22 protein-coding genes are annotated in these 22610 nt (G+C 68.9%); 7 read left to right on the top strand and 15 right to left on the bottom strand.

What is annotated here, in order from left to right:
- The first annotated feature begins 2 nt into the window (after positions 1 to 2).
- The 4 genes from ABD206_RS11420 to ABD206_RS11405 all read left to right on the top strand — a co-directional run bounded on the left by ABD206_RS11420 (position 3) and on the right by ABD206_RS11405 (position 4046).
- Entirely contained in the window at positions 3 to 593 is a 591-nt protein-coding gene (locus ABD206_RS11420; protein WP_344072632.1) for a nucleoside deaminase, read from the top strand.
- Between the two features lie 39 nt (positions 594 to 632).
- Positions 633 to 2384, top strand: coding sequence for a sensor histidine kinase (locus ABD206_RS11415; RefSeq protein ID WP_344072630.1), 1752 nt, complete (start codon positions 633 to 635; stop codon positions 2382 to 2384).
- The gene (locus ABD206_RS11410; RefSeq protein WP_344072628.1) at positions 2372 to 3019 is read left to right on the top strand and encodes a response regulator transcription factor; all 648 of its coding nucleotides are present in this window, start codon (positions 2372 to 2374) and stop codon (positions 3017 to 3019) included. The genes ABD206_RS11415 and ABD206_RS11410 overlap by 13 nt, the downstream gene beginning before the upstream one ends.
- Before the next feature lie 175 nt (positions 3020 to 3194).
- Complete coding sequence (locus tag ABD206_RS11405; RefSeq protein WP_344072626.1) at positions 3195 to 4046, top strand: glycerophosphodiester phosphodiesterase; 852 nt, start codon at positions 3195 to 3197, stop codon at positions 4044 to 4046.
- Here ABD206_RS11405 and ABD206_RS11400 read toward each other — a convergent pair.
- The 15 genes from ABD206_RS11400 to allB form a co-directional block, all read right to left on the bottom strand.
- Positions 4043 to 4639, bottom strand: a complete 597-nt coding sequence (locus ABD206_RS11400) for a helix-turn-helix domain-containing protein (RefSeq protein ID WP_344072624.1) — start codon at positions 4637 to 4639, stop codon at positions 4043 to 4045. The genes ABD206_RS11405 and ABD206_RS11400 overlap by 4 nt on opposite strands.
- A 10-nt stretch (positions 4640 to 4649) precedes the next feature.
- The gene (gene add, locus ABD206_RS11395; protein ID WP_344072622.1) at positions 4650 to 5681 is read right to left on the bottom strand and encodes an adenosine deaminase; all 1032 of its coding nucleotides are present in this window, start codon (positions 5679 to 5681) and stop codon (positions 4650 to 4652) included.
- A gap of 5 nt (positions 5682 to 5686) precedes the next feature.
- Positions 5687 to 6571 (bottom strand): ABC transporter permease, encoded by an 885-nt coding sequence (locus ABD206_RS11390; RefSeq protein WP_344072620.1) that lies wholly within the window; start codon positions 6569 to 6571, stop codon positions 5687 to 5689.
- Complete coding sequence (locus ABD206_RS11385) at positions 6568 to 7398, bottom strand: ABC transporter permease (protein WP_344072618.1); 831 nt, start codon at positions 7396 to 7398, stop codon at positions 6568 to 6570. The genes ABD206_RS11390 and ABD206_RS11385 overlap by 4 nt, the downstream gene beginning before the upstream one ends.
- Complete coding sequence (locus tag ABD206_RS11380; RefSeq protein WP_344072616.1) at positions 7388 to 8212, bottom strand: ABC transporter ATP-binding protein; 825 nt, start codon at positions 8210 to 8212, stop codon at positions 7388 to 7390. Before ABD206_RS11380 ends, ABD206_RS11385 begins: the two co-directional genes overlap by 11 nt.
- 19 nt (positions 8213 to 8231) lie before the next feature.
- Complete coding sequence (locus tag ABD206_RS11375) at positions 8232 to 9305, bottom strand: ABC transporter substrate-binding protein (RefSeq protein WP_344072614.1); 1074 nt, start codon at positions 9303 to 9305, stop codon at positions 8232 to 8234.
- Between the two features lie 184 nt (positions 9306 to 9489).
- Complete coding sequence (locus ABD206_RS11370) at positions 9490 to 10392, bottom strand: carbohydrate kinase family protein (RefSeq protein WP_344072612.1); 903 nt, start codon at positions 10390 to 10392, stop codon at positions 9490 to 9492.
- Positions 10393 to 10409: 17 nt separating this feature from the next.
- Positions 10410 to 11315 carry a pseudouridine-5'-phosphate glycosidase gene (locus ABD206_RS11365; RefSeq protein ID WP_344072611.1) on the bottom strand — a complete coding sequence of 302 codons (906 nt, stop codon included), beginning with the start codon at positions 11313 to 11315 and terminating at the stop codon, positions 10410 to 10412.
- On the bottom strand, positions 11315 to 12688 hold the full coding sequence (locus ABD206_RS11360) for an amidohydrolase family protein (protein ID WP_344072609.1): 1374 nt from the start codon (positions 12686 to 12688) through the stop codon (positions 11315 to 11317). The genes ABD206_RS11365 and ABD206_RS11360 overlap by 1 nt, the downstream gene beginning before the upstream one ends.
- A gap of 18 nt (positions 12689 to 12706) precedes the next feature.
- Positions 12707 to 13807 (bottom strand): XdhC family protein, encoded by a 1101-nt coding sequence (locus ABD206_RS11355; protein WP_344072606.1) that lies wholly within the window; start codon positions 13805 to 13807, stop codon positions 12707 to 12709.
- Positions 13807 to 15108, bottom strand: a complete 1302-nt coding sequence (locus tag ABD206_RS11350) for an allantoate amidohydrolase (RefSeq protein WP_344072604.1) — start codon at positions 15106 to 15108, stop codon at positions 13807 to 13809. The genes ABD206_RS11355 and ABD206_RS11350 overlap by 1 nt, the downstream gene beginning before the upstream one ends.
- Positions 15105 to 16337: a pyridoxal-phosphate-dependent aminotransferase family protein gene (locus ABD206_RS11345; RefSeq protein WP_344072602.1), complete on the bottom strand. Its 1233-nt coding sequence runs from the start codon at positions 16335 to 16337 to the stop codon at positions 15105 to 15107. The genes ABD206_RS11350 and ABD206_RS11345 overlap by 4 nt, the downstream gene beginning before the upstream one ends.
- On the bottom strand, positions 16334 to 17962 hold the full coding sequence (locus tag ABD206_RS11340; protein WP_344072600.1) for an AtzH-like domain-containing protein: 1629 nt from the start codon (positions 17960 to 17962) through the stop codon (positions 16334 to 16336). The genes ABD206_RS11345 and ABD206_RS11340 overlap by 4 nt, the downstream gene beginning before the upstream one ends.
- Positions 17955 to 19070 carry an acetamidase/formamidase family protein gene (locus ABD206_RS11335; protein ID WP_344072598.1) on the bottom strand — a complete coding sequence of 372 codons (1116 nt, stop codon included), beginning with the start codon at positions 19068 to 19070 and terminating at the stop codon, positions 17955 to 17957. The genes ABD206_RS11340 and ABD206_RS11335 overlap by 8 nt, the downstream gene beginning before the upstream one ends.
- A complete protein-coding gene (allB, locus tag ABD206_RS11330; protein WP_344072597.1) occupies positions 19067 to 20452 on the bottom strand; it encodes an allantoinase AllB in 1386 nt (461 codons plus the stop codon). Before allB ends, ABD206_RS11335 begins: the two co-directional genes overlap by 4 nt.
- Before the next feature lie 118 nt (positions 20453 to 20570).
- Between allB and uraD the strand changes: the two genes are divergently transcribed.
- From uraD to hpxO, 3 genes are read left to right on the top strand one after another with little or no spacing between them, the layout of a single operon-like run.
- A complete protein-coding gene (uraD, locus tag ABD206_RS11325; protein WP_344072595.1) occupies positions 20571 to 21089 on the top strand; it encodes a 2-oxo-4-hydroxy-4-carboxy-5-ureidoimidazoline decarboxylase in 519 nt (172 codons plus the stop codon).
- Positions 21086 to 21418 carry a hydroxyisourate hydrolase gene (gene uraH, locus ABD206_RS11320; RefSeq protein ID WP_344072594.1) on the top strand — a complete coding sequence of 111 codons (333 nt, stop codon included), beginning with the start codon at positions 21086 to 21088 and terminating at the stop codon, positions 21416 to 21418. Before uraD ends, uraH begins: the two co-directional genes overlap by 4 nt.
- 8 nt (positions 21419 to 21426) lie before the next feature.
- Positions 21427 to 22608, top strand: coding sequence for an FAD-dependent urate hydroxylase HpxO (hpxO, locus tag ABD206_RS11315; RefSeq protein ID WP_344072593.1), 1182 nt, complete (start codon positions 21427 to 21429; stop codon positions 22606 to 22608).
- Positions 22609 to 22610 lie beyond the last annotated feature (2 nt).

The raw sequence follows: 22610 nt of genomic DNA, 5'->3' as shown, positions 1-22610 counted from the left end.
TCATGACCGACATCGCCACCACCTACACGATGACCCTGCCCGCCTGGCTCGTCGCCGAAGCCGACGCGCTGCCGACGACCCTCGCGACCAACGAGGAACGCATGGCGCTGGTCAACCAGCTCGCCGACCGCAACTGGCGCGAGGGCAACGGCGGCCCGTTCGCCGCGATCGTCGTGGACGAGGGGACCGGGGAGCTCGTCTCGGTCGGCGTCAACGTGGTCCTCTCGACCGGCATCACCTCGGGGCACGCGGAGGTGATGGCCCTCGCGCTCGCGCAGCAGAAGCTCGGACGATGGAACCTCGGCGAGGGCGGCGCGCGACTGTCGCTCATCGTCAACTGGCGCCCCTGCGTGCAGTGCTACGGCGCGACCATGTGGAGCGGCGTGCGCTCCCTCGTCGTGGCCGGCCACGGGCCCGAGCTCGAGGAGCTCACCGGGTTCGACGAGGGCCCGGTGGTCGAGGACTGGGACGAGCAGTTCCGCGAGCGCGGCATCGACGTCACGATCGGCGTCGCCCGCGAGGAAGCCCTCGCGGTCTACCGCGCGTATGGCGCCGCCGAGAACCTCGTCTACAACGCTCGCGGCGAGGACTGAGTCACACAGCCGGAGGCTCTGCCACGCCATAGTGGATACATGGCGCGTGCATCCGGATCAGGCTCTGTCGAGCGACCTCCGCACGCGATCGCCCCCGTCCGTCCGCGCACGCTGCGCGCGGCACTCATCGTCATCACGGTGCTCGCCGGCGTGATGAGCGCTCTCGCCCTCGCGCTGATCCTCCCCGTCTTTCCGGGGGCATCGGCCGCGGTCGAGCTCCTGTTCATGGCGGTCATCTGGGTGTATCTGATCGCTGGGCTGATGGCGTGGTGGCGGCGTCCGAACAGTGCCATCGGTGTGCTGCTGATCTCGTGTTCGCTTGCGCTGTTCGCCAACAATCTCGTCAACGTCCCCCTCCCCGGCTTCGCCCTCGTCGGGATGGTCGTCGGCACGGCGATCTATGCGGTGATCATCCACATGCTCCTCGCTTTCCCTTCCGGAGCGCTCCCCGATCGCACCTCTCGCGTCATCGTCGGTGCGGCGTACGTGATCACGTTGGGCCTGCAGATCCCGCTCTACACCTTCGCCACCACGGGATTGGCGTTCGCGGTCGCAGAAAGTGTCCAGCGGCTCGCCGGGATCGCGGTCATGCTCGCCACCGCCGCCGCTCTGGTCCATCGTGTCCGCGCCGCCGATCGCGCCTTCCGACGCATCTTGGTCCCGCTGTACCTGTACGGCGTGTTCGCTGCGCTGGCCGTCGCGTTCAGTGGCGCGCTCTTCGCCCTTTTCGCCCCAGATGCCACCGTCCAGTTGGCTGTGATCCAACTCGTCATCCTCGCGGGTGTTCCCATCGCGTTCGTCTGGGGGGTATCGCGCGGCGGATTTGCGCGCACCGGAGAACTCACCGAACTGAGCGAGGTACTTCTCACCGAGACCGTCGACACCTCCCCGCTCAGCGCCGCGCTGGCGCGCACCCTCGGAGATCCCACCATCCGTGTCCTGTTCCGGAGACCGGGCGGGAACTTCGTCACCGAGCAGGGCTCCGCCGTGAGCGAGGATGCCGACGGAGTCTCCCGCGCCCGCGTTCCGGTCATCATCTCCGGCGATGACGGCACGGTGATCGAGTATGACCCTCGGCTGACGACCGACCCGCAGCACCTCACCCAGGCGGGGCAGATCCTCGCCATCGCTCTGGATCGCACGCGGCTGTCGGCGGAGCTCCTCGCCAGCCAACGCGAGGTCGCCGCGTCCCGGGCGCGTCTGGTGGATGCCGCCGACCGCGAGCGCGCACGGATCGCCCGTGACCTTCATGACGGCCTGCAAGCACAGCTCGTCCTCCTCGCCGTCGAAGCGCAGCAGATGGCGACAGCACCGGACACGAGCGCCCGCATCCGCTCAGCGGCAACGGACCTTCGGGTCAGAATCGATGCGGCCGCCGCAGACCTGCGACGACTCGTCCATGACGTGCTGCCGTTGCCCCTCACCGACGGTCTGGATGTCGCCATCGAAGACCTGGTCGACAGAGTGCCGCTGTCCACGACCTCCCGCATCGCGGTCGGCGCCGCGCCGCTTCCCCCTCCGGTCGTGAACACGGCGTACTTCGTGGTGGCCGAAGCACTCGCCAATGCCCTGAAGCACGCCGCGACCCGCTCGGTCGACATCGAGATCGTGCGCGCCGGCGACACCATGACGGTCACCGTCACGGACAGCGGGATCGGCGGGGCAGACCGCGAGGGGCGGGGGCTGATAGGCCTCGCCGACAGGGTCGACGCGCTCGGCGGCGAACTGGTCATCGAAGAGCGCGTACCGACCGGCACGATCGTTCGCGCGGAGCTGCCATGCGTGTTGTGATCTGCGAAGACGAGGCGCTCCTGCGTCAGGGGCTGTCGCTTGTGCTGCAGGGCGAGGGACTGGATGTGGTCGGCACCGCCACCACGGCCGACGAACTCGATGTGATGGTCGAGCGGGACCGGCCTGACCTGGTGGTCACCGACATCCGCATGCCCCCGACCTACAGCGACGAGGGTCTGGTCGCCGCCCTGCGCATCCGGCGGCGGCATCCGAAACTCGGAATCGTCGTCCTCTCCCAGCACATTCAGCGCCGCTATGCGGAAGAGCTCCTCGCACCCGGCGACGGACACGTCGGATACCTGCTCAAACAGCGCATCTCCGACATCTCGACCTTCACCCAAGACCTCCGCCGCGTTGCGCGCGGAGGCACCGCGCTGGACCCCGAGATCGTGGAGATCCTGCTCACGCGCGCGCAACGCCTCGGCGGCGGAGTCGAGCAGCTGACACCTCGCCAGCGCGAGGTGCTGGGCCTCATGGCGGAGGGACGCAGCAACGCCTGGATCGCTGCGCACCTCGGCACCTCCGAACGCGCCGTGGTGCAGCACACCTCGAACATCTACGACAAACTCGATCTGCCGGTGGACGCCGACGACCACCGCCGCGTGCGCGCCGTCCTGCACTATCTCACCCACTGACTCCGCAACAGCGCCGCAGCCCTCACGCACGCACCTCTCACGCGAGGTGCGTGGCAATCTGATATCGCAGCGTTCACCCGTTCGTCATCGTCACGTTCGTCATCCTTCGCCAAAATCCGGGACCCTCGCTACACGTCGTTTTACGGCGCGCGTATGCGCGCCCAGAGGAGTCCCGGTGACGCTCGGACCGCTTTCACCTGTTTCCGCTCACCCCTCGGGCTGCATCGGAATCTCCGCTCATCGCGGGGCATCGATCTCCCACCCCGAAAACACGCTGTCCGCCTTCCGTGCCGCGCTCGCGGCGGGCACCGACGGTGTGGAGACCGACATCGGGCTGAGCCGCGACGGCATCCCCGTGCTCCTGCACGACGACACCGTTGATCGCACCACGAACGGCACGGGTGCGGTGGGCGAATTCACCGCAGCCGAGCTCCGGGCGTTGGATGCGGGCGCGGGTGAGGGCGTTCCGACTCTGGACCTGTTGCTCACGCTGATCGGCGACCGGGCCGAGATCAACATCGAGCTCAAGGACCCCGATTCCGCCGGCCCCGTGCTCGAGGTGGTCCGCCGCCATCCGAACGTGCAGTGGTTCTGTTCCTCGGCGGAGTGGGGGTCGTTGGAGGAGCTGCGGAGGCTGGACGCGCGCGCCCGGATCTATCCGCTGAGTCTCGGCGTCGCGACCGTCGACGACATGCGGGCGCTGGCCCTCGACGCCGGGTGCCCCGCCGAGGTGATCGACCGTGAGTACTCCTTGGTCTCAGCGCTCAAGCTCAACCTGGATGACGCGCTGGAGTTCGCATCCACGATTGATGCGGAGGGTATCTCGGTCTCGGCCGTGCGCCTGGATGCCGCCGCTATCGCGCGCGTGCACGCCGCCGGGCTTCGCGTCTGGACGTGGACGATCAACGACCTCACTCGTGCAACGCAGCTCATTGACGCGGGTGTCGACGTCATCTGCACCGACAACCCCGTCGCACTTCTCACCCTGCGTGAGCAACTGGCCACCGGCGGCTCTCTCGTCGCCTAACGCCGCAGGCCCTGCTTGACCACGACGAGTCGGTACGGCTCCCCATCCGCCGACCACCACCGGTGATTCACGCCGCCCGCGTAATAGGCGCAGTCACCCGTCTCAAGGGTGCGCACCTCGCCCTCGAGTTCCAGGGAAAGGCGGCCTTCCACCACGTACACGAACTCATCCTCTGGATGGAGGAACGAGGGCCCGGGAGCGACGGTCGCCGCGACGATCTCGACCGGATGCAGTGGCCGGGAGCTGGCAGCCAGCATCCGCGCCGTACCGGTGGCGAAGCCGTCTGCGACCGTCGGCACGGCATCGCCGCGTCGGCGGATCTCTACCGCGGGAAGTTCCTCACCGGGTTCTTCGGCTGCGGCCACCAGCTCCAGTGGGCTGGTCTGCAGCGCGACGGCAATGCGGCGCAGGGACCCGAGACTCGGCTGCGCGAGGCCGCGCTCGAGCTGACTGAGGAATGGATGGGACAGCCCCGTCAACTCCGCCACCTGAACGAGCGTCAGCCCGTTCGCCTTGCGCAGCCGTCGTATGCAGGCTCCGAGGCGGATGCTCGCGGCATCGGTCTCGGAAACGGCGATCGTGTCGTTCGCCACGAGGTCCGCCTCAGGCGGTGACCGCCGCGGCGGCCGCATAGTCGCGCACGCTCTGGATGTACGCCGCCCGTCGCGACGGCGTCAGCCAGGATGCCTCAAAGGAGTTGATCGCGAGCTGAACCAGCTCATCGCGCGCGAGTCCCGCCTGCTCGGCGAGCGCGACGTAGTTGTCAGCGACGTAGCCCCCGAAGTAGGCGGGGTCATCCGAGTTGAGGGTGACGCGCGCACCCTGGCGCAACAGCCCGACGATCTCCTCGGACTTCATCTGCTCCGTCACGAAGGAGTTCGAGACGGGGCAGCAGGTGAACCCCATCCCCTTCTCGATCGCGAGGGCGACGAGCTCAGGGTCCTCGACGATGTTCGTGCCGTGGTCGATGCGGTCGACATCGATCTCGGTGAGGACGGTGCGGATGTTGTCGATCGAACCCACCTGATCGATATCGCAGTGCATCGTCAGGAAGAAGCCCTCCGACCGCGCCCGTGCGAACACTGCCGCGAACTTCTCCGGCGGGTTTCCCCGCTCATCCGAGTCCAGACCGACCCCGACGATCCACGCCTTGTAGGGCAGCGCCTCCATCAGTGTCGCCATCGCGTACTCGGCCGAAAAGTCGCGCAAGAAGCAGAGGATGAGCTCCGCCGAGATCCCGAGCTCGTCCTGGGCACGCACCGCCGCGCGACGGTAGCCGCCGATCACGTTCGCAAAGGGAACGCCGCGACTGGTGTGCGCCTGCGGATCGAAGAACATCTCGACGTGGACAACCCCCTGCGAGTGCGCCTTCTGAAGGTAGGCCCACGCAAGATCGTGGAAATCGTCCGCGGTCTGGAGCACCTGCATCGCGGGGTAGTACACGGCCAGGAAGCTCGTCAGGTCGGTGAAGTTATACGTCGCCTTGACGTCCTCCACGGTCTTCTCCGCCAGATCAATGCCGTTGCGCGCCGCCAGGGCGAACTTCAGCTCCGGCTCGAGGGTGCCCTCGAGGTGGAGGTGGAGCTCGGCCTTGGGTAGGCCATACGCGAACGAGGCGAGATCGGTGGTGCTCATGCGGATCAGATGCCCTTCTGGGGGTGCATGCCCATCCGGGCCAGCACCACGTCTTCCACGATCTGGATGACGTTGTAGAGGATGAGGGAGACCGCGGTGACCGCGACGACCGAGGTCCACAGCGCGGCGAACTGCGCCTGCGGGACGTAGCCGGCGATCGAGCCGCCGATGCCGCCGCCGACCGCAAGCCACTCGGCGAGCAGGGCACCGGTGATGGCACCGGGCACCGAGATGCGTACCGCCGCGAAGAAGGCCGGGAGCGAGATCGGCACCGCAACCGTGAGCAGCTTCTTCCATGACCCGCCGCCGTACACCTCGACCAGGTCGTTCATCTGCGGCGAGGCCGAGCGAAGACCGAACGAGATGTTGACCAGTGCCGGGAAGAGCACGACGATGCCACCGATGACGGCGACGGTCCAGAAGTCACGGCCGAAGATCAGGATGATGACCGGGGCCATCGCGATCAGCGGCACTGAGCGCAACAGCATGGCCACGGGCATGAGCGCGTGCTCGACACCCTTGTTCAGCTGGAAGACGACCGCCCCGAGGATCGCGACCACGAGTCCGGCGACGAATCCGATGACGGCGTCGCCCAGGGTGACCAACAGGTTGTTCCAGATGGTCTCGCGGTTGGTCGCGGCGGACGGAACCGTGAACAGATAGTTCCAGACATCCACGGGGCCCTTCGCGATGAGAGGGGAGATCTGGAAGACCCAGAGGACACCGACCCACAAGACGAGCACCGAGATGATCGTCATCGCGAAGGTGAACAGGCCCCAGAGAAGCGCCTTGAGCGCGCCCGTCGCGGCCTGCTTGCGAATGGTGGCCTGCATCTGCGCCGAGGCTCCGGGAGTCGATCCCGAGGGCACGGCGGTGTTGAGCGTCGTCATTTGGCGCTTCCCTTCGACCAGGGGGCGGCGGCGCGGGCCAGGAGCCCGACGATGCCGAACCCGGCGAGTGACACGGCTCCCGAAGCGAGGGCGAGCGCCCACACCAGCGGGGCATCGGATGCCTGTTGCGCGAGGATCATCGCAAGCCCCACACCCACCTCGATCTTTCCGAAGAACTCACCCAGAACGGCACCGAGGAAGGCGGCGGGCACGGCGATCTGCAGAGCATTGAGGATGGCGGGGAGAGCCGCGATGACGCGGACCTTGACCAGCTGTGTGAACTTGGACCCGCCATAGACCGTGATGAGGTCGAGGCTGGTCTTGTCCGCGGACTTCAGGCCGAGGAGCGCCCCCACCACGGTCGTGAAGAACACCGAGAGCGCCGCGAGCAGGATGGCGGTGCCGCTGGGATCCCCCACGGCCGGCGGCGGGATCAGAACGACGGCGAGCATGCCGATCGCAACGATCGGGACGCAGTATGTGAGGATCGCCAACTGCATGGCGACGCCTTCGGCGCGCGGGACGATGAGGACGATGCCCGCCATCAGCAGCGCCAGACCGTTGCCCCAGAGGTAGCCGATGCCGGCTTCTTCCAGGGTGACCAGGAAGTTCCGGGCGAAGAAATCCCATCCGGAGCTGATGTACGCGCCGATGACCTCGGGGGGGCTGGGGATCGGGTGCGCACCGGTGGGGCTCACCCACACTTCGGCGACGATCCACCAGAAGGCGACGAGCGCGATGCCACCCATCGTGCCGATGAGCCACGGCGGCAGACGCACGTCCTCCCACTGGATGGTGCGGGACTTGCCCGACGCGTCAGTGGTCATCGGCCGCCGCGCCCCCCTCGCCGAACAGCAGTTCGGACGCCTGGTCGACGTACTCGTGGAACTCGGGGGTACGCATCATCTCGGGCATGCGCGGGCGGGGGAGGTCGATGGTCATGACCTCCTTCACCCGTCCCGGGCGCGGGCTCATGACCGCGACCTGATCCGAGAGGAAGATCGCCTCGGAGATGCCGTGCGTGACGAGGAGGGTCGTTGCGGGCTTCTCGGTCCAGATACGCAGCAACTCGAGGTTGAGCTTCTGGCGGGTCATGTCATCGAGGGCACCGAAGGGCTCGTCGAAGAGCAGCACCTCGGGGCGCATGATGAGGGAGCGGGCGATGGACACGCGCTGGCGCATACCGCCCGACAGCTGTGCGGGCTTGGCCTTCTCGAAGCCCTTGAGGCCGACGAGAGCAATCATCTCGTCGACATAGGCCTTGTCGACGGACTTGCCCGCGATTTCGAAGGGGAGCCGGATGTTCGACAGCACACTTCGCCACGGCAACAGGGCCGAGTCCTGGAAGGCGATGCCGAGCTTGTTCTCCTTGCGCAACTCCTTCGGGCTCTTCCCATCGACGCGGGTGGTACCGCTCGTGGGCTCTTCGAGACCCGCAAGAATGCGCAGGATGGTGGACTTGCCGCAACCTGACGGGCCCAGGAGCGAGAGGAACGTGCCCTGGTCCGTGTGCAGATTGGCGTCCTGCAGCGCGACGACCGACTTGCGGCCGCTCGTGAAGACTTTGTTCAGGCCGGTGATCTGAAGGCCGGTGCCCAGGGTCTCGCCCTGGGCACCGGTCTCGACGACAGGTTGCGTCATTGTTTCAGTGAACTCTCTATCAACCCATGAAGTCGATGAGGTCGGGGTTCTCCGCGTAGACCTCGTTCAGGAGCGTCAGGTCGAACAGGTCGGCCGCGGTGAGCACGATGCCGGCGCCCGCGAGGCTCGCGATGGTGGCCTCCTGCAGCTCGTCGCTGATCGTGAACAGACCGTTGGCGAGGGTCTCGTCGGTGACGATCAGGTCGACCTGTGCGAACGATCCCTCTTCAGACAGTGCCGGGTCCAGACCCAGGTCGGCGCCGTAGACCTCGTAGGCCAGGCGAGCACCCTCGGCGGGGTCGTTGACCAGGTCGGTCCAGCCGCGGATCTCGGCGAGCAGGAACGCCTTCACCGTCGAGGGGTGGTTGGCGATCATGTCGTCGGTGGTGACGAAGGTCTCGGCCGAGAAGGGCAGACCGTTGTCGGCGAAGGGCAGGTTGACGGTGTCGAAGCCCTCGGCGGCGACGATGAGCGCCTCGTTGGTGAGGTACGCCATGAAGCCGTCGACCTCGCCGTTGGTGAGCGGCGCCGGGTCGTACTGGACCGGGACGATCTCGACGTCGTCGGTGGTCAGACCGTTGGCGGAGAGGAACGCGGTGAACAGCGCCGTGTTCGAGTCCTGGATGCCGATCTTCTTGCCGATCATGTCCTCGACCGTGGCGATGTTGCCACCGTCAGCGAGCGAGAGGATCGTGAAGGGGTTCTTCTGGTAGGTCGTGCCGATGATCTTCAGCGGGGCGCCCTCCGAAGCCACGACGGCGCCGGTGGAGACCGCGTCGCTCAGGCCGAAGTCAGCGGTTCCCGAGATGAGCTCGGGGGCGCTGGTCGAGGGGCCGGGGACGAGGGTCACCGAGCTGAAGCCGGCGTCCGTGTAGTAGCCGTTGCTGTCGGCGAAGAACTCGCCCGCGAACTCTTCGTTCTTGATCCAGCTGAGCTGGATCGTGATGTCGCTGATGAGCTCGTCGGTGGCAGCGTCGGTCGAGCCGCTGTCGCTGTCGCTCGAACCCGCGCAGGCGGACAGGGCGAGAGCCGAAACGGCGATTCCGGCCAGCGCAGCGGCCATGCGGCCGCGGCGCGAAGAGAAGATGGTCATGTGCTGTGTCTCCAAGTGCTGTTGGTGCCTCGGTGTGGGGTGATGACACGACGAACAGGGATTTCTGTCTCGCATCGGGTTCGACGGTACGAGATGTAGATTTCACGAACACTCGCGAGCGTGTTTCCGTCGCGTTACCTCTCCCCATGAGGACCCGGGAGCCCGACGTGCGCCCGGCAGAGGGCTACGGCGCGGGAGGACGAGCGCCGGAGAGGGTCACGGCGCGGGCGGCGATCGTGGATGCTGCCGCGGCGGCATCCACGGGGGACAGACCGCGACGAACGGCGGCGTGAAAGCCGGCCGCGAACGCGTCACCGGCCCCGGTGGGGTCCACGACGTGCGCGGGTTCAGCCGGTACGTGGCTCACTCGCACTCGGGACTGCATTCGGGCGGGGTCCTCGGCAACGTAGGAGCCGTCTGCGCCACACGTCACGATCACCGTTGGCGCGACGGCCGTCAAGGCGCGGGCCGCGACCTCCGGATCGTCGAGCCCGGTGAGCGCTTCGGCTTCGTCGCGGTTGGGCAGCAGGATGTCGACCCCGGCCACCGCTGCGAGGAAGTTGTCCACCCCGACATCGCGGAGGAACCCGGCGGAGGACGGGTCCAGCACGACGGGGATTCCGAGCCTGCGCGTCCGACCAAGGAGGTCGGGCACCCGCGCGAGTCGCCACGGCTCGAGCATCGAGTGCCCGGTGATGTGGACGGCGGCTGCGCCCATGAGGCGTTCATCGGTGAGCACATCGACCGGCAGGTCACGGTTGGCCCCGCCCATGTTGAGGAAGGTGCGGGAGTCGCCGTCGAGCAGGATGACGATCCGTCCGGTCGGGCGGTCATCGGCCTCTTCGATGAGCGCGCGGACGCCGTGGGCGGCGAGGGTCGCGGTGTGGCGGGCGGCGTCCCCGCTGCCCACGCGACCATAGAAGTCGACAGGTGCGCCCAGGTGTCCGAGCCACGCGGCGACGTTCGCCGCCGACCCGCCCTGGGCGTAGACGATGTCCGACTCCGTATCGGTGTCGCGGCGGATTGGTCCGTGCGGCGTGACGAGGATGTCGTCGATCACGTCCCCGATGACGACGATGCGGCTCATCCCGGTCCCTCAGTCGATCAGGCGGCGAGCGCGGACGCGATCTCGGCCGCCAGACGCACGTTGTTGCGGGCGATGTCGAGGTTGACCTCGAGACTGCGCCCACCCGATAGCTCGACGATCCGCAGCAGCAGGAACGGCGTCACCGCCTTGCCGCGGATGCCCTGCGCGTCCGCCTCGGCGAACGCCTGCGCGACGATCCGGTCGTGCTCGGCCACGTCCCACTCCTGCTCTGCCGGGAGCGGGTTTGCCACCACCATGCCGGCCCGCGTGCCCAGCGCGTCCTGCGCGCGGATGATCGCGGCGATCTCCTCGGGGGTGTCCACCCTCCAGTCCAGCGGCAGATCGGACTCACGCAGCCAGAACCGTGGGAAGACGTCCGTGCCGTAGCCGACCACCGGCACACTGAGCGTCTCGAGGCGTTCCAGGGTCGCGGGCAGATCCAGCACGCTCTTGGCGCCGGCCGACACGACGGCGACCGGGCTGGATGCCAGCACCGTGAGGTCCGCGGACTCGTCGAACGTGTCACCGGCGCCCTGGTGCACGCCGCCCAGCCCGCCGGTGGCGAACACGCGCACGCCGGCCTGGGCGGCGAGGTAGGCCGTGGCGGCGACGGTGGTCGCGCCGCTGCGTCCGAGCGCGGCGAGCACCGCGAGGTCGCGCACGCTCGCTTTGGCGAGATCCTCTTCGGCGATGCGGCGCACACCTGACTCATCGAGACCGACGTGCGGCACGCCGTCGAGAACGGCGATGGTCGCGGGGGTCACCCCTTGATCGCGCAGGATCTGCTCGAACTCGCGAGCCGCCTCGAGGTTGCGGGGGCGCGGCAGCCCGTGGCTGATGATGGTCGACTCGAGAGCGACGATCGGCCTGCCGTCGGCGAGGGCTGCGGCGACCTCGTCTGAGACCTGGATGACCTCGCCCATCAGGCGGGGTACCCGAGGCGCGCAGCGATCTGCGGCAGCTGCTGGTGCACCCGGACGGTCGCCTCGGCAGCCAGCGGGTTGGTCGAGTGGCCACGCTCGGAGACGAGCTCTCCGCCGACGTACACCTTGGTCAGGTTGCGCAGGCTCATCGACAGCACGTAGGTACGCACCGGGTGCCACAGCGGTCCGACGTCCGGTCGGCGCGGATCGACGATCACGAAGTCGGCGAACTTGCCCACTTCGAGGCTTCCGACGCGGTCGGCGACCCCCATGATCTCGGCGCCGCCGAGGGTGTGGAGGCGGAGGACCCGCTCAGGCATCATCGAGAGCGGATCTTTCGTCCGGGCGCGCTGCATGACGATCCCCATGCGCATGTTCTGCCACGGGTCGGAGATGTCGGTGCATGCCTGGTCGTCGAGCCCCATCCCCACCTTCATCCCGAGCTCGAGCATTTCGGGCACCAGGGCGACACCGGAGGCCAGGCGGCCGTTGGACGCGGGCTGCCACGACATGGCGGCTCCACCCTCGGCGGCCTGCTCGATGATCTCGGGGGTGGTCTGGATGAAGTGGCCGAACATCATGCCCGGACCCAGCGCTCCGGCATCCCGGTACATCGCGAACTTCGACTGCTGCAGCGGAACAGCCTCGGGGGATTCGAGGAAGTGGGCCTGGTTGGTGACACCGAGCGCGCGCATCGCCTCCACCTCGATCGCGGCCGCGTCGTCACGGGGCGACCACTGCACCTGACCCATGATCGAAGCGCCGAGGGCGAGGTCCTGGTCCAGCGACCGCGTATGGGCGACCGACTGCGCGAAGCGGTCGTGGATCTCGGCATCGGTGCCGACGGTGGCATCCATGCCGATGGAGTCGACGAAGCGGATGCCGGCGTCGGCGCAGGCGTCGGCCTGACGCGTGTGGTAGTCGAGCGCGCGCATCGGAGCATCGCCCACGCGCTTGCCGTCGACCATCCGCTCCCACGACTGCAGCGGGTCGGTGAAGTTGTAGGCGGTGGTGACGCCGTTGGAGAGGAAATCGATCGCTCCGTGCAGGGTCGACCAGTAGATGTCTTCGGGGCTCGCACCCGAGGTCATCCCGAGCATCGAGTCGCACCAGCCGTACAGGGTCTCACCGACGCCGAGCCCTCGCAGGCCGCTCGTGAACAGGTGGCTGTGGGAGGAGACGAAGCCCGGCGCGACGAACGCGCCGTCCACGTCGAGGGTCTCGTCGGCCGTCGTGCCGACGGGCGGGTCACCGGCGGCGATGGCGCTGATGCGGCCGTCTTCGACCAGCATCCAGCCGCGCTCGATGTAGCCCGGGTCATCGGTTCCCGCGGGAACGGTGATCAGTCGCGCATTGGTGATGAGCATGGACATGGCTGCCTCCGGCGGGGTTCAGCGTCGGCGTCCGGCGGCATCCCACCGGACGATCACGGAATCGACCTCGGCGAGGTCGGGTGGACAGGACGGGATGCCGAGCGCGTCATCTGCGCCCAGCGAGTCGGGGTGGATCGCGCCGCGAGTCTGCCCCAGTGGCATGCCGGTCCCGCCGGCGCGGACCATGACGATCTCGGCGAGGATCGACAGCGCGGTCTCTTCGGGCGAGCGGCCGCCGAGGGCCAAACCGATCGGAGAATGCAGGCGCGCGAGGGTCGCTTCATCGATACCGGCCGCGCGCAGGCGGGCCAGGCGCTCGTCGTGGGTGCGACGGCTGCCCATGACGCCGACGTATCCGGCTGCGCTCCCGAGGGCGACCTCGAGCGCGGGCACATCGAAGCGTGCGTCGTGGGTGAGCACGCAGATCGCCGTATCGGCGGTGATCTGCGTGGCCGCCAGGTACTCGTGCGGCCACCGATGGTCGATCTCGACGGCGTCTGGAAAGCGGGCGGTGGTGGCGAACACCTCGCGCGGGTCGCAGACGGAGACCTCGAACCCGGAGGCCGCACCGATCCTCGAGACAGCGACGGAGAACTCCACCGCACCGATGATGATCAACCTCGGACGGTGCGGGAACTCCAGAGTGAGGACCTCGGAGTCGGGCGCGACGTCAGGGCTCCGCCCCTCGCGGGACAGGATCAGCCCGCCGCCGCCGGCAGGTCCCCCGATGACGAGGGTCAGCGAGACGGGCTCGCGGAGCGCGAGGGCCTCATCGAGGTCCACCAGCGTTCGCGCGGCGGCAGAGCCGGGAGCGACGGGTGTGACGAGCACATCGATGATCCCGCCGCAGGTCAGACCCGCGGCGAACGCCGTCTCCTCACTGATGCCGTAGCGGGACCGCGTCGCCTCACCGCTGTCGATCGCGCGCAGGCACAGATCGTAGACGGCAGCCTCGACGCAGCCGCCCGAGACGTTGCCGAGCACCTCGCCCGCAGCATCCACGATCATGCTCGCGCCGAGTTCGCGGGGCGAGCTGATCTGTGCGGACACGAGGGTCGCGAGGGCGAAGGGGCGGCCCTCCCGCACCCAGGCGGCAGCGGTCCGCGCGATATCACGCATCAGTTCTTGTCCATCGCGAGACCGAGCACTGACTCGGCGAGGGCGCGGATGCCGAGCGCGACATCCGACCCGCTCACCGCCTCGTCCGGGTGGTGGCTGATGCCGTCGGGATTGCGCAAGAACAGCATCCCCACATCAGCGATCGAGCCGATGGCCATGCCGTCGTGACCAGCGCGACTGAAGATGACCGGCGGCTCCTCGGCGGTGTCGGTGATGGTCGAGGTGATGCCCTCGCGCACGACATCCTGCAGCAGCGGGGCACAGCGCACGGCCGGGGCGTTGTGGATCTCGCGCGCGTTCCAACGCAGGCTCCGGCGGCCCATGATCTCATCGAGCTCGCGGCTGATCGCGTCCCAGACGCGGTCGCGCTCGCCGTCGAACTCGCCACGCAGGTCGAGGCTGAAGACGGTCTCTCCGGGGATGACGTTGACCGAGCCCGGGAAGGCCTCGAACTGACCGACCGTGCCGATGATGTGGTGCTCGGCCGCACAGATCCGTTCGACAGCGAGGGCCGCCTCACTCGCGCCGAGCAGCGCATCGCGGCGCATGTCGTACGGGGTGCCGCCCGCATGCCGGGCCTCTCCCTCGACCGTCAGCTGGAAGCGTCGAGCACTCGCGATCGACGAGACGACGGCGAGCGGCTGCTCACTGCGGTGCAGCTCCGGCCCCTGCTCGATGTGGGCCTCGAGGTATCCGACGAGCTGGTCAGGTCGGCGGGCGGCTTCACCGATACGACCCGGGTCGAGACCGAACTCGAGGAATGCCTGCCGAAGGGTGAGACCGTCGGCGTCCGTGAGAGTCCACCACGAATCGTTCCAGGTTCCGGCCACCGCGGAGGAGCCGAGGAGCGCCTTGCCGAAGCGGGTGCCCTCTTCGTCGGAGAATGCGATGACCTCGAGCGGGAACGGCAGGCCCACGGCGCTCTCACCGGGCAATCGCAGAAGACGCACCACCTCGAGCGCCATGAGCACCCCGACGATCCCGTCGAAGCGTCCCGCATCGCGGACGGTGTCCAGGTGTGACCCGAGCATGAGCGCGGGCGCGGCCGGATCCGGGTCGCTCGCGCGCTCGATGCGGCCCATCTGGTTGCCCGCGGCATCCTGCCAGGAGCGCATCCCGACTTCCCGCATCCATTCGGCCGCCAGCCGGTTCACGCGGGCGTGTTCCGGCGACAGGTATACCCGTTCGATGGATCCGGGAGCCGCCGTCACACGCGCGAGCTCATCGCAGCGCGCCATGACCCGCCGCGCGGCGGCGGCGATGCGGTCGGGGGTGACATCCAACAGCACGCGGCGGGTCACTTCCCCGCGTACAGATCGGCCGCGGCATCCACCCCGCCGCCGACGGGGACGGACGCGCCGAAACGCCGGAGCACGGCCTCGAGCGCGGCGAGAGTCGTCAGCACGGCATCCTTGCGGGCGTTGTAGCCCATCGTGCCGATGCGCCAGACCTTGCCGTGGAGCGGGCCGAAAGAGGTACCGATCTCGATACCGAAGTCATCGAGCATCGCCTGACGGGCCGCATCACCGGGAACGCCCTCGGGAATGTACACGGCGACGACGTTGGTCATCTTGTGGGAGATGTCGCCGAAGACCTCCAGGCCCAGCCCCTGCACGCCGGCCAGCATCGCGTCGCCTGCCAGGCGGTGGCGGTCGATGACCTGCTGGCGGCCCTCGAGCAGCAGCACGCGGGCGCACTCGCGGGCGCCGTAGAGCATGGAGGTCGCCTCGGTGTGGTGGTTGAGGCGCCGCGGTCCCCAGTAGTCGAGGATCATGCCCAGGTCGAAGTAGTTCGAACGCACGAAATCGGGCGCCGAGGGGTCTCCGGGCTCGCGGATACCCGCTTCGACCTTCTTGCGCGAGGTGATGACCTCGACAGCGCGGTCACTCAGGGTGATCGGCGAGGAGCCGGACGGACCGCCGAGGCACTTCTGCAGACCCGCTGTCGCGGCATCCAGGCCCCACGCATCGGCTTCGAAGTCGTTGCCCCCCAGCGACGCCGTGGCGTCGGAGTAGAACAGCACACCGTGTCGACGGCAGATCTCGCCGATTTCGCCCAGCGGCTGATTCATCGTCGTGGAGGTGTCGCCCTGGACCAGGGCGAGGAGGGTCGGCTGCACGCGCACGATCGCCTCTTCCACAGCCGAGGGGGTGAACACCTGCCCCCACTCGGTCTCGATCGTGTGGACCTCCGCCATCGCACGTTCGGCGATCTCGGCGAGCAAGTGCCCGAAGCGTCCGAAGATGGGAACGAGCACCCGGTCACCGGGGCGCACGAGCGAGGTGATCGCCGCCTCGATCCCGGCGCGCGATGTGCCGTCGACCAGCACGGTGGCCTCGTTGCGCGTCGCCCACACCTGGCGGTAGAGCTCCTGGGTCTCGGCCATGGCGGCGGTCATGAAGGGGTCGTACTGTCCGACCAGCGGCGCGGACATCGCCCGCAGCACGCTGGGGTACGCAGAGATCGGCCCCGGGCCCATGAGCAGGCGCGCGGGGGGATCGATGGGGCCGGGGATGACGGATGTCGTCATGCGTGTTCCTTTCCGTCGGCGACCCCGCCCGAAGCGAGTGCCGACAGGCGCCGAGCCAGGCGCACGAGGGCGATGTCGGTGCCGGCGCGGGAGACCAGACAGACGCCCACGGGCGCGGGCCCGAGCGTCGAGGGAACCGTCAGCAGCGGCACCGAGATCGCGGGGAGCCCGGCGACAGCGGCGGGTGTGGTCATCTTCAGGGTCGCCTGACGCGTCGCGTCGATGGCGTCCTGGGGCGCGGTCCGCGCGGGAGCGGGGCCCGGAGCGGTCGGCAGCACGAGTACCGCACCACGCAGCAGGGTCGCGAGGTTCTCTCCGAGGGTCGCGAGCGTCGCACGGGCGGCGGTCTCGGCTTCGGGTGTCACCTGCGAGGCGAGCCGGAAACGCTCGGCGACGGCAGGTCCCACGGCCCCGGGGTTCTCCCGCAGCCAGTCACCGTTGTTGCGCCAGGCCTCGGCGCCCTGCACGGTGCGGAAGGGTGTGTAGTAGTCGTCCAGGTCGCCGATCGAGACCCGCGCCAGGCGCGGCGGATCATCGGATGCCGCCAGCCGCGCGAGCAGCGACTCGAACGCCTCCCGTGTGGCGGGCTCGACGGCCTCGAGCGCCTCATCGGGGACGAGGAACCGCCACGGGAGGTCGGTGCCCGACTCCCCGAAAACGCTCTCGGTGGATTCGGAACCGTCGTAGCTCAGGCACCAGTCGGCGACGCGCTGGAGGGTCCGGCCGTCGCGGGTGAGCCATCCGACGGTGTCGAACGTCTGCGCCAGCGGGAGCACGCCCTGACGGGGAACAAGATTGTGCGTCGTCCGCAGACCCCACAGGCCCTGGTAGGACGCGGGGACGCGGATGGATCCGGCCGTGTCGGTGGCGAGCCCGACATCGGCCTGGCCCATCGAGACCGAACTGGCCGCCCCGCTCGAGGAGCCCCCGGGAAGTGCGCCGGGGAGAGCGCCGTTGGGCGGGGTGCCGTAGTGGGCGTTGTCCCCGGCGATCGAATACGCGAACTCGTCGGTGCGGGCGATACCGCGAACGCTCGCCCCGCCGCGAAGCAGATCCGCAAGGGCGGGAGCCGTCGTCTTCTCCGCACGCGCGCCCTTGAGGAAAGCCGGGTTGCCCGCGCCGATTCGGAAACCCACGAGGCCGAACAGGTCTTTGACGGCAACGGTGAGGCCCTTCAGGGGTCCCTCCCAGGCGCCTTGGTAGAGCGGATCGCCGACGCTGCGCCACACGGTCTTGTCGAAGGGAGGCGTACGCGGGGTGACATGCGCGGCGGTGATGAGCCACTGCCCGTCGATCTTCTGCCACACCTGGGTCTGCAACCCCGCGCCGCCGCCGGCGAAGTGCGAGACGGCGACCAGCAGCGCGACGTCGGGCCCGAGCGGGCGGTACTCGAGCCGTTCGATCGTGCGCGGGGGGACTCCGCCGCGGGTCACGCGGAATGCGCTGATCGCGTCGTGGCCGACCAGAAGTCCGGCGCCGTCCCCCCGGATCGTCTCCGCCCCGGGCGCGAAGGCGGCGTCCAGTGCGTCGAGGTCGTTGGCGAGGATCGCGCGCTCGTAGGCATCGAACGCCGTGAACAGGTCGGCAGGGATGCCGTCGGGGATGCCGCTGGAGTGATCAGTCATGCTCCACCTTCGCGAAGTCGGCCTCACGGATACGGGCGTGCACGCCGGTGACGATGTCGACCACCTGCGAGATGTCGAAGTCGGTCGCCGCCGACAGGTAGGCGTAGGCCAGGTGCTCGTCGAGCCCCCACCGCGCCTGGATGAGGTCGATCGCCGCGCGCACGCAGTTGCGCATCGCGACGTTCAGGTCTTTGTCCAGACCCGTCGGCACGAGGTAGTCGTCGGTGCGGACCAGGGGCCCGGCGACCTCGCCGAAGGCCGCGAGCGCGGCATCCTTCTTCAGAACGTCGAACCGCAGGGTCGCGCGCAGCGATGCTTCGAGGGCCGTCAGCGCGACCTCGCCGTCGCCCTGCGCGAAGTGGGGGTCACCGACATAGGCGAGGGCACCGGCAACCTGCACGGGCAGGTAGAGGACCGCGCCCTCGGTCAGCAGCTTGATGTCGATGTTGCCGCCGTGCGCGCCCGGGGGCACCGAGTGGGGGCGCTCGCCGCCGGACACGGCGACGCCCATCGTGCCGAGGAAGGGCGCGAGGGGGAAGTCCACGACGCGGGCGCCTCCCTCGGTGACCGGGAGGGTGCCGACCAGGACGCCATCACGCTCCTCGACGGGGCAGAACACACTGACGTTCCCCGGGTTCCGGGGAAGCTCGCCGACGAGGGCGCCCTTGCCGTGACGGTTGGAGATGACCCCGTACGGCACCCGGGGTTCGAGCTTTTCGACCGTGATCTTCAGCAGATCGCCGGGTTCGGCATCCGTGACGAAGACAGGCCCGGTGACCACGTGCGGGCCGTCGTGCTCAACGTCGCGCGGGGAGGTCGCGGCGACCTCGATCGCATCCGTCAGGACGGCCTCGACGGGGACCCCGTGGCCGGTGAAGTAGGCGAGCGGGTCCTGACCCTGGTCGGGGAGGATCCCCTCGTGGCTGATCGTGTCGACCGTCACCGTCTGTCCGGGCGCGATCGTGAGCACCGGAGCGTCGGTCTCGCACGGGAGGCGACCCCACAGCACCGTGGCCGGGGTGGCCGCGAGGTACTGGTCGCCGGCGATGTCACCGACACCGGGCTGCAGGATCGACCACGACAGTGTGGACGGAGACAGGGCGTTCATCGGGGTCCTTCGAGCGTGTGGGGTGAGACCGCCAGGATCTCACGTCCACCGCGGCCCGCGATGCCTCCCTCGGGCGTGAACCCCAGCGCTCCGTGCACCCAGGTCGCTGCGACCTCGCCGCGCAGGGTCGCACCGTCCCACGGACTGAGCTTGTTGCGGTACTCGAGCGCCCCCGCCGAGACGACCTGCTCGGCATCCGGCCGGAAGGCCACGAGATGCGCGGGCTCGCCGACGGCGAGTGTCCCCCTGCCGCCGAGACCGCCGATGCGTGCCGGACCGGTCGTCATTAGCGGCAGCACCGCCTCGAGCGCGATGCCGCGACGCTGGGCCTCGGTCCAGATGGCGCGCAGCCCCGTCTGGAGACCGGCGATGCCACCCCAGGCGAGTCCGAAGTCGCCGTCACCCTGCTCTTTGAGCTCTCGGGTGGAGGGCGAGTGATCGCTGACGATCGCGTCGATCGTTCCATCGAGTACCCCCGCCCAGAGCAGGTCCTGGTGGACGGTGTCTCGCACGGGCGGGCAGCATTTGAACGCGGCGTTGCCGTCGGGAACGTCCTCGGCCCGCAAGGTCAGGTAGTGAGGACAGGTTTCGACCGTGAGACGTACGCCATCGGCCTTCGCTTGACGTACCGCGTCGAGCGCGAAGCCATCGGAGACATGGACGATGTGTGCGCGGGCACCGGTGCGCCGTGCGGCTTCGATGACCATGCGGATCGCCGATTCCTCGCTGTGCGGGGGGCGGGATGCCAGGAAGTCGGCGTAGTGGATGCCGAGCGGCCCCTCGGCTCCGAGGTGCGCGGGATCTTCGGCGTGGACGATCAGCAGGCCGTCGAACTCCGCGAGCTCGGCGAGGGCGGCCTCGAGCTGCTCAGGTTCCAGGTGGCCGAACTCGTCGATACCGGACGGGGAGAGGAAGCACTTGAAGCCGACGACCCCCGCCTCGGCGAGCGCGCGCAGTGAGCCGAGGTTCTCCGGCACGGCGCCACCCCAGTAGCCCACGTCCACGGCGAGCTTTCCCTGGGCGGCCGCACGCTTGGCCGCGAGCGCGGCGACCGAGGTGGTCACCGGCACGGAGTTCAGCGGCATGTCGAGCAGGGTCGTGACGCCGCCCGCGGCGGCCGCAGCGGTGCCCGTCGCGAAACCCTCCCATTCGGTGCGGCCCGGCTCATCCAGGTGCACGTGGGAATCGACGAGACCGGGCAGCAGCACGGCGTCATCGGGCAGCACGACATCCGCGTCCGGATCGAAGGCGGAGATCTGGGTGATCACGCCGTCGGTGACCGTGACGGTCGCGGGGAGGAAGGCGCCGTCCACGAACACGCGCGTGGCGGAGAGGGTTCGAGGCGCCTCGGCGGAGTCGCCGAATGCAGGCGGGTGGAGCATCCCAGAACGATAATCCGCCCGCGTTTCCCCAGTGTTTCGGTCCGTCCGGCGCTCCCTCGCGTGAGGTCGGGCGTGTGTGCGTCATCTGGGCGAAATCCGGGCGGGATAGCGTGAGGACATGCACCTCGGCGACTTCAACAGCGCGGATGCGGCGAGCGCGACCGCGACCGTCGCGGTCTGGGCGGCCATCCCCTCCTGGGTCGAGGCTCTCGTGGACTCACGTCCGTACGCGTCCGTCGATGCACTCGCCGAAGCCGCCGACACGGCCGCGCGCATGTGGAGCGCCGCAGACCTCGAGACCGCACTCGCCCACCACCCCCGTATCGGCGAGAAGCCGACCGGCGTGGGCGCCGAGGCCGACGCCTCCCGGCGCGAACAGGCCTCGATGACGGATGCCGCCGCCGAGATCACGGCGCAGATCGCCGCCGCAAACGCCGCGTACGAAGAGCGCTTCGGGCGCGTCTTCCTCATCCGCGCGGCGGGCCGCAGCCCCGAGGAGATGCTCGCCGAGGCGCGACGCCGGCTCGGCAACGACGATGACACCGAGGCTGCCGAGGCCCTCGACCAGCTCCGGCAGATCGCGCTCCTGCGCCTGCGCGGCGCGGTGACCGATGACGCCGAGGAGGGCGCCGCATGACGCACCTGACCACCCACATCCTCGATGCGAACTCCGGACGCCCGGCCACCGCGGTCGAGGTCATCCTCGCGCAGGTCGATGCCACAGGATCCACGATCATCGCCACCGGCGTCACCGATGACGACGGACGCCTCGCCCTCGGCCCCGACCTGCTCGAGCCGGGCACCTACGCGCTCACCTTCGACACCGGCACATACTTCGCGCGCCTGGGCACCGAGACGTTCTACCCCTCGGCGACGGTGACCTTCACGGTCGACGCCAGCGGACGGCACTACCACGTGCCGCTGCTGCTGAGCCCCTTCGCCTATTCGACGTACCGCGGCAGCTAGGACACGACATGCGCATCATCATCATCGGCGCCGGCATCGGCGGCACCAGCATCGGCATCGCCCTCAAGCGTCAGGGCCACGAGGTCGTCATCTACGACCAGATGCGCGAGAACAAGCCCGTCGGTGCCGCCCTCTCGCTCTGGTCCAACGGCATCAAGGTGCTCAACTGGCTCGGGCTGACGGAGGAAGTCGCAACCCTCGGCGGGCAGCTCGAGACGATGGCCTACCGCGAGGGCCTCTCGGGCCGCACGATGTGCGAGTTCAGCCTCGAGCCGGTCACCGCCCTCACCGGCCAGCGGTCCTACCCGGTGGCCCGCACCGACCTGCAGGCGCTGCTGATGGAGACCTTCGGTCTCGACGACATCCACCTCAACAGCAAGATGGTCGGCATCGAGGATGACGGCACGACCGTCACGGCATCCTTCGCCGACGGGTCCACCGACTCCGCCGATCTGCTCATCGGTGCCGACGGCGCACGCTCACTCACCCGCGCCTACGTCACCACCGGCACGGAGGAAGAGGGGCGCGAGCGGAGCTACTCGGGCTACACGAACTTCAATGGCCTCATCCCGGCCAACGAGAGCATCGGTCCCAAAGACCAATGGACCACCTACGTCACTGAGGGCAAGCGCGCTGCGGTGATGCCCGTCGCCGGTGACCGATTCTACTTCTGGTTCGACATCCCCCAGCCCGATGGCCTGCCGTACGAGCGGGGGGACATGACGCCGCTTCGCGAGGCGTTCGGCCACTGGGCGCCCGGCGTGCAGGAGCTGTTGGACACGATCGATCCGGATGTCTCCCTCAACCGCGTGGAGATCTGGGACCTCGACCCCGTGCAGCACTGGGTGCGCGGTCGGGTCGCGATCCTCGGGGACGCCGCCCACAACACCGCTCCCGACATCGGCCAGGGAGCCTGCTCGGCACTGGAGGACTCCTTCGTGCTCGCGACGATCCTGGCCACCACGACGATCAGCGTCGAGGACTCGCTGCGCCGCTACGAGAAGCTGCGCGCCGAGCGCGCGGGCGATCTCGTGCTGCGGGCGCGCAAGCGCGGGCACGAGACCCACGCGTTCGACAAGGCAGCGACGGATGCCTGGTACGAGAGCCTGGAGGGCGCCGACGGCGTCGGGATCATCCGCGGCATCGTCGGAAACATCGAGGGAAGCCCCATCAACCTCGGCCCGCTCTGAGC

Origin of the sequence: Microbacterium sediminicola, from assembly GCF_039531125.1 — a bacterium.
GTDB lineage: Bacteria > Actinomycetota > Actinomycetes > Actinomycetales > Microbacteriaceae > Microbacterium > Microbacterium sediminicola.
The sequence above is the reverse complement of the archived record's forward strand: the minus strand, read 5'-3'. Positions and strand labels throughout refer to the sequence as shown.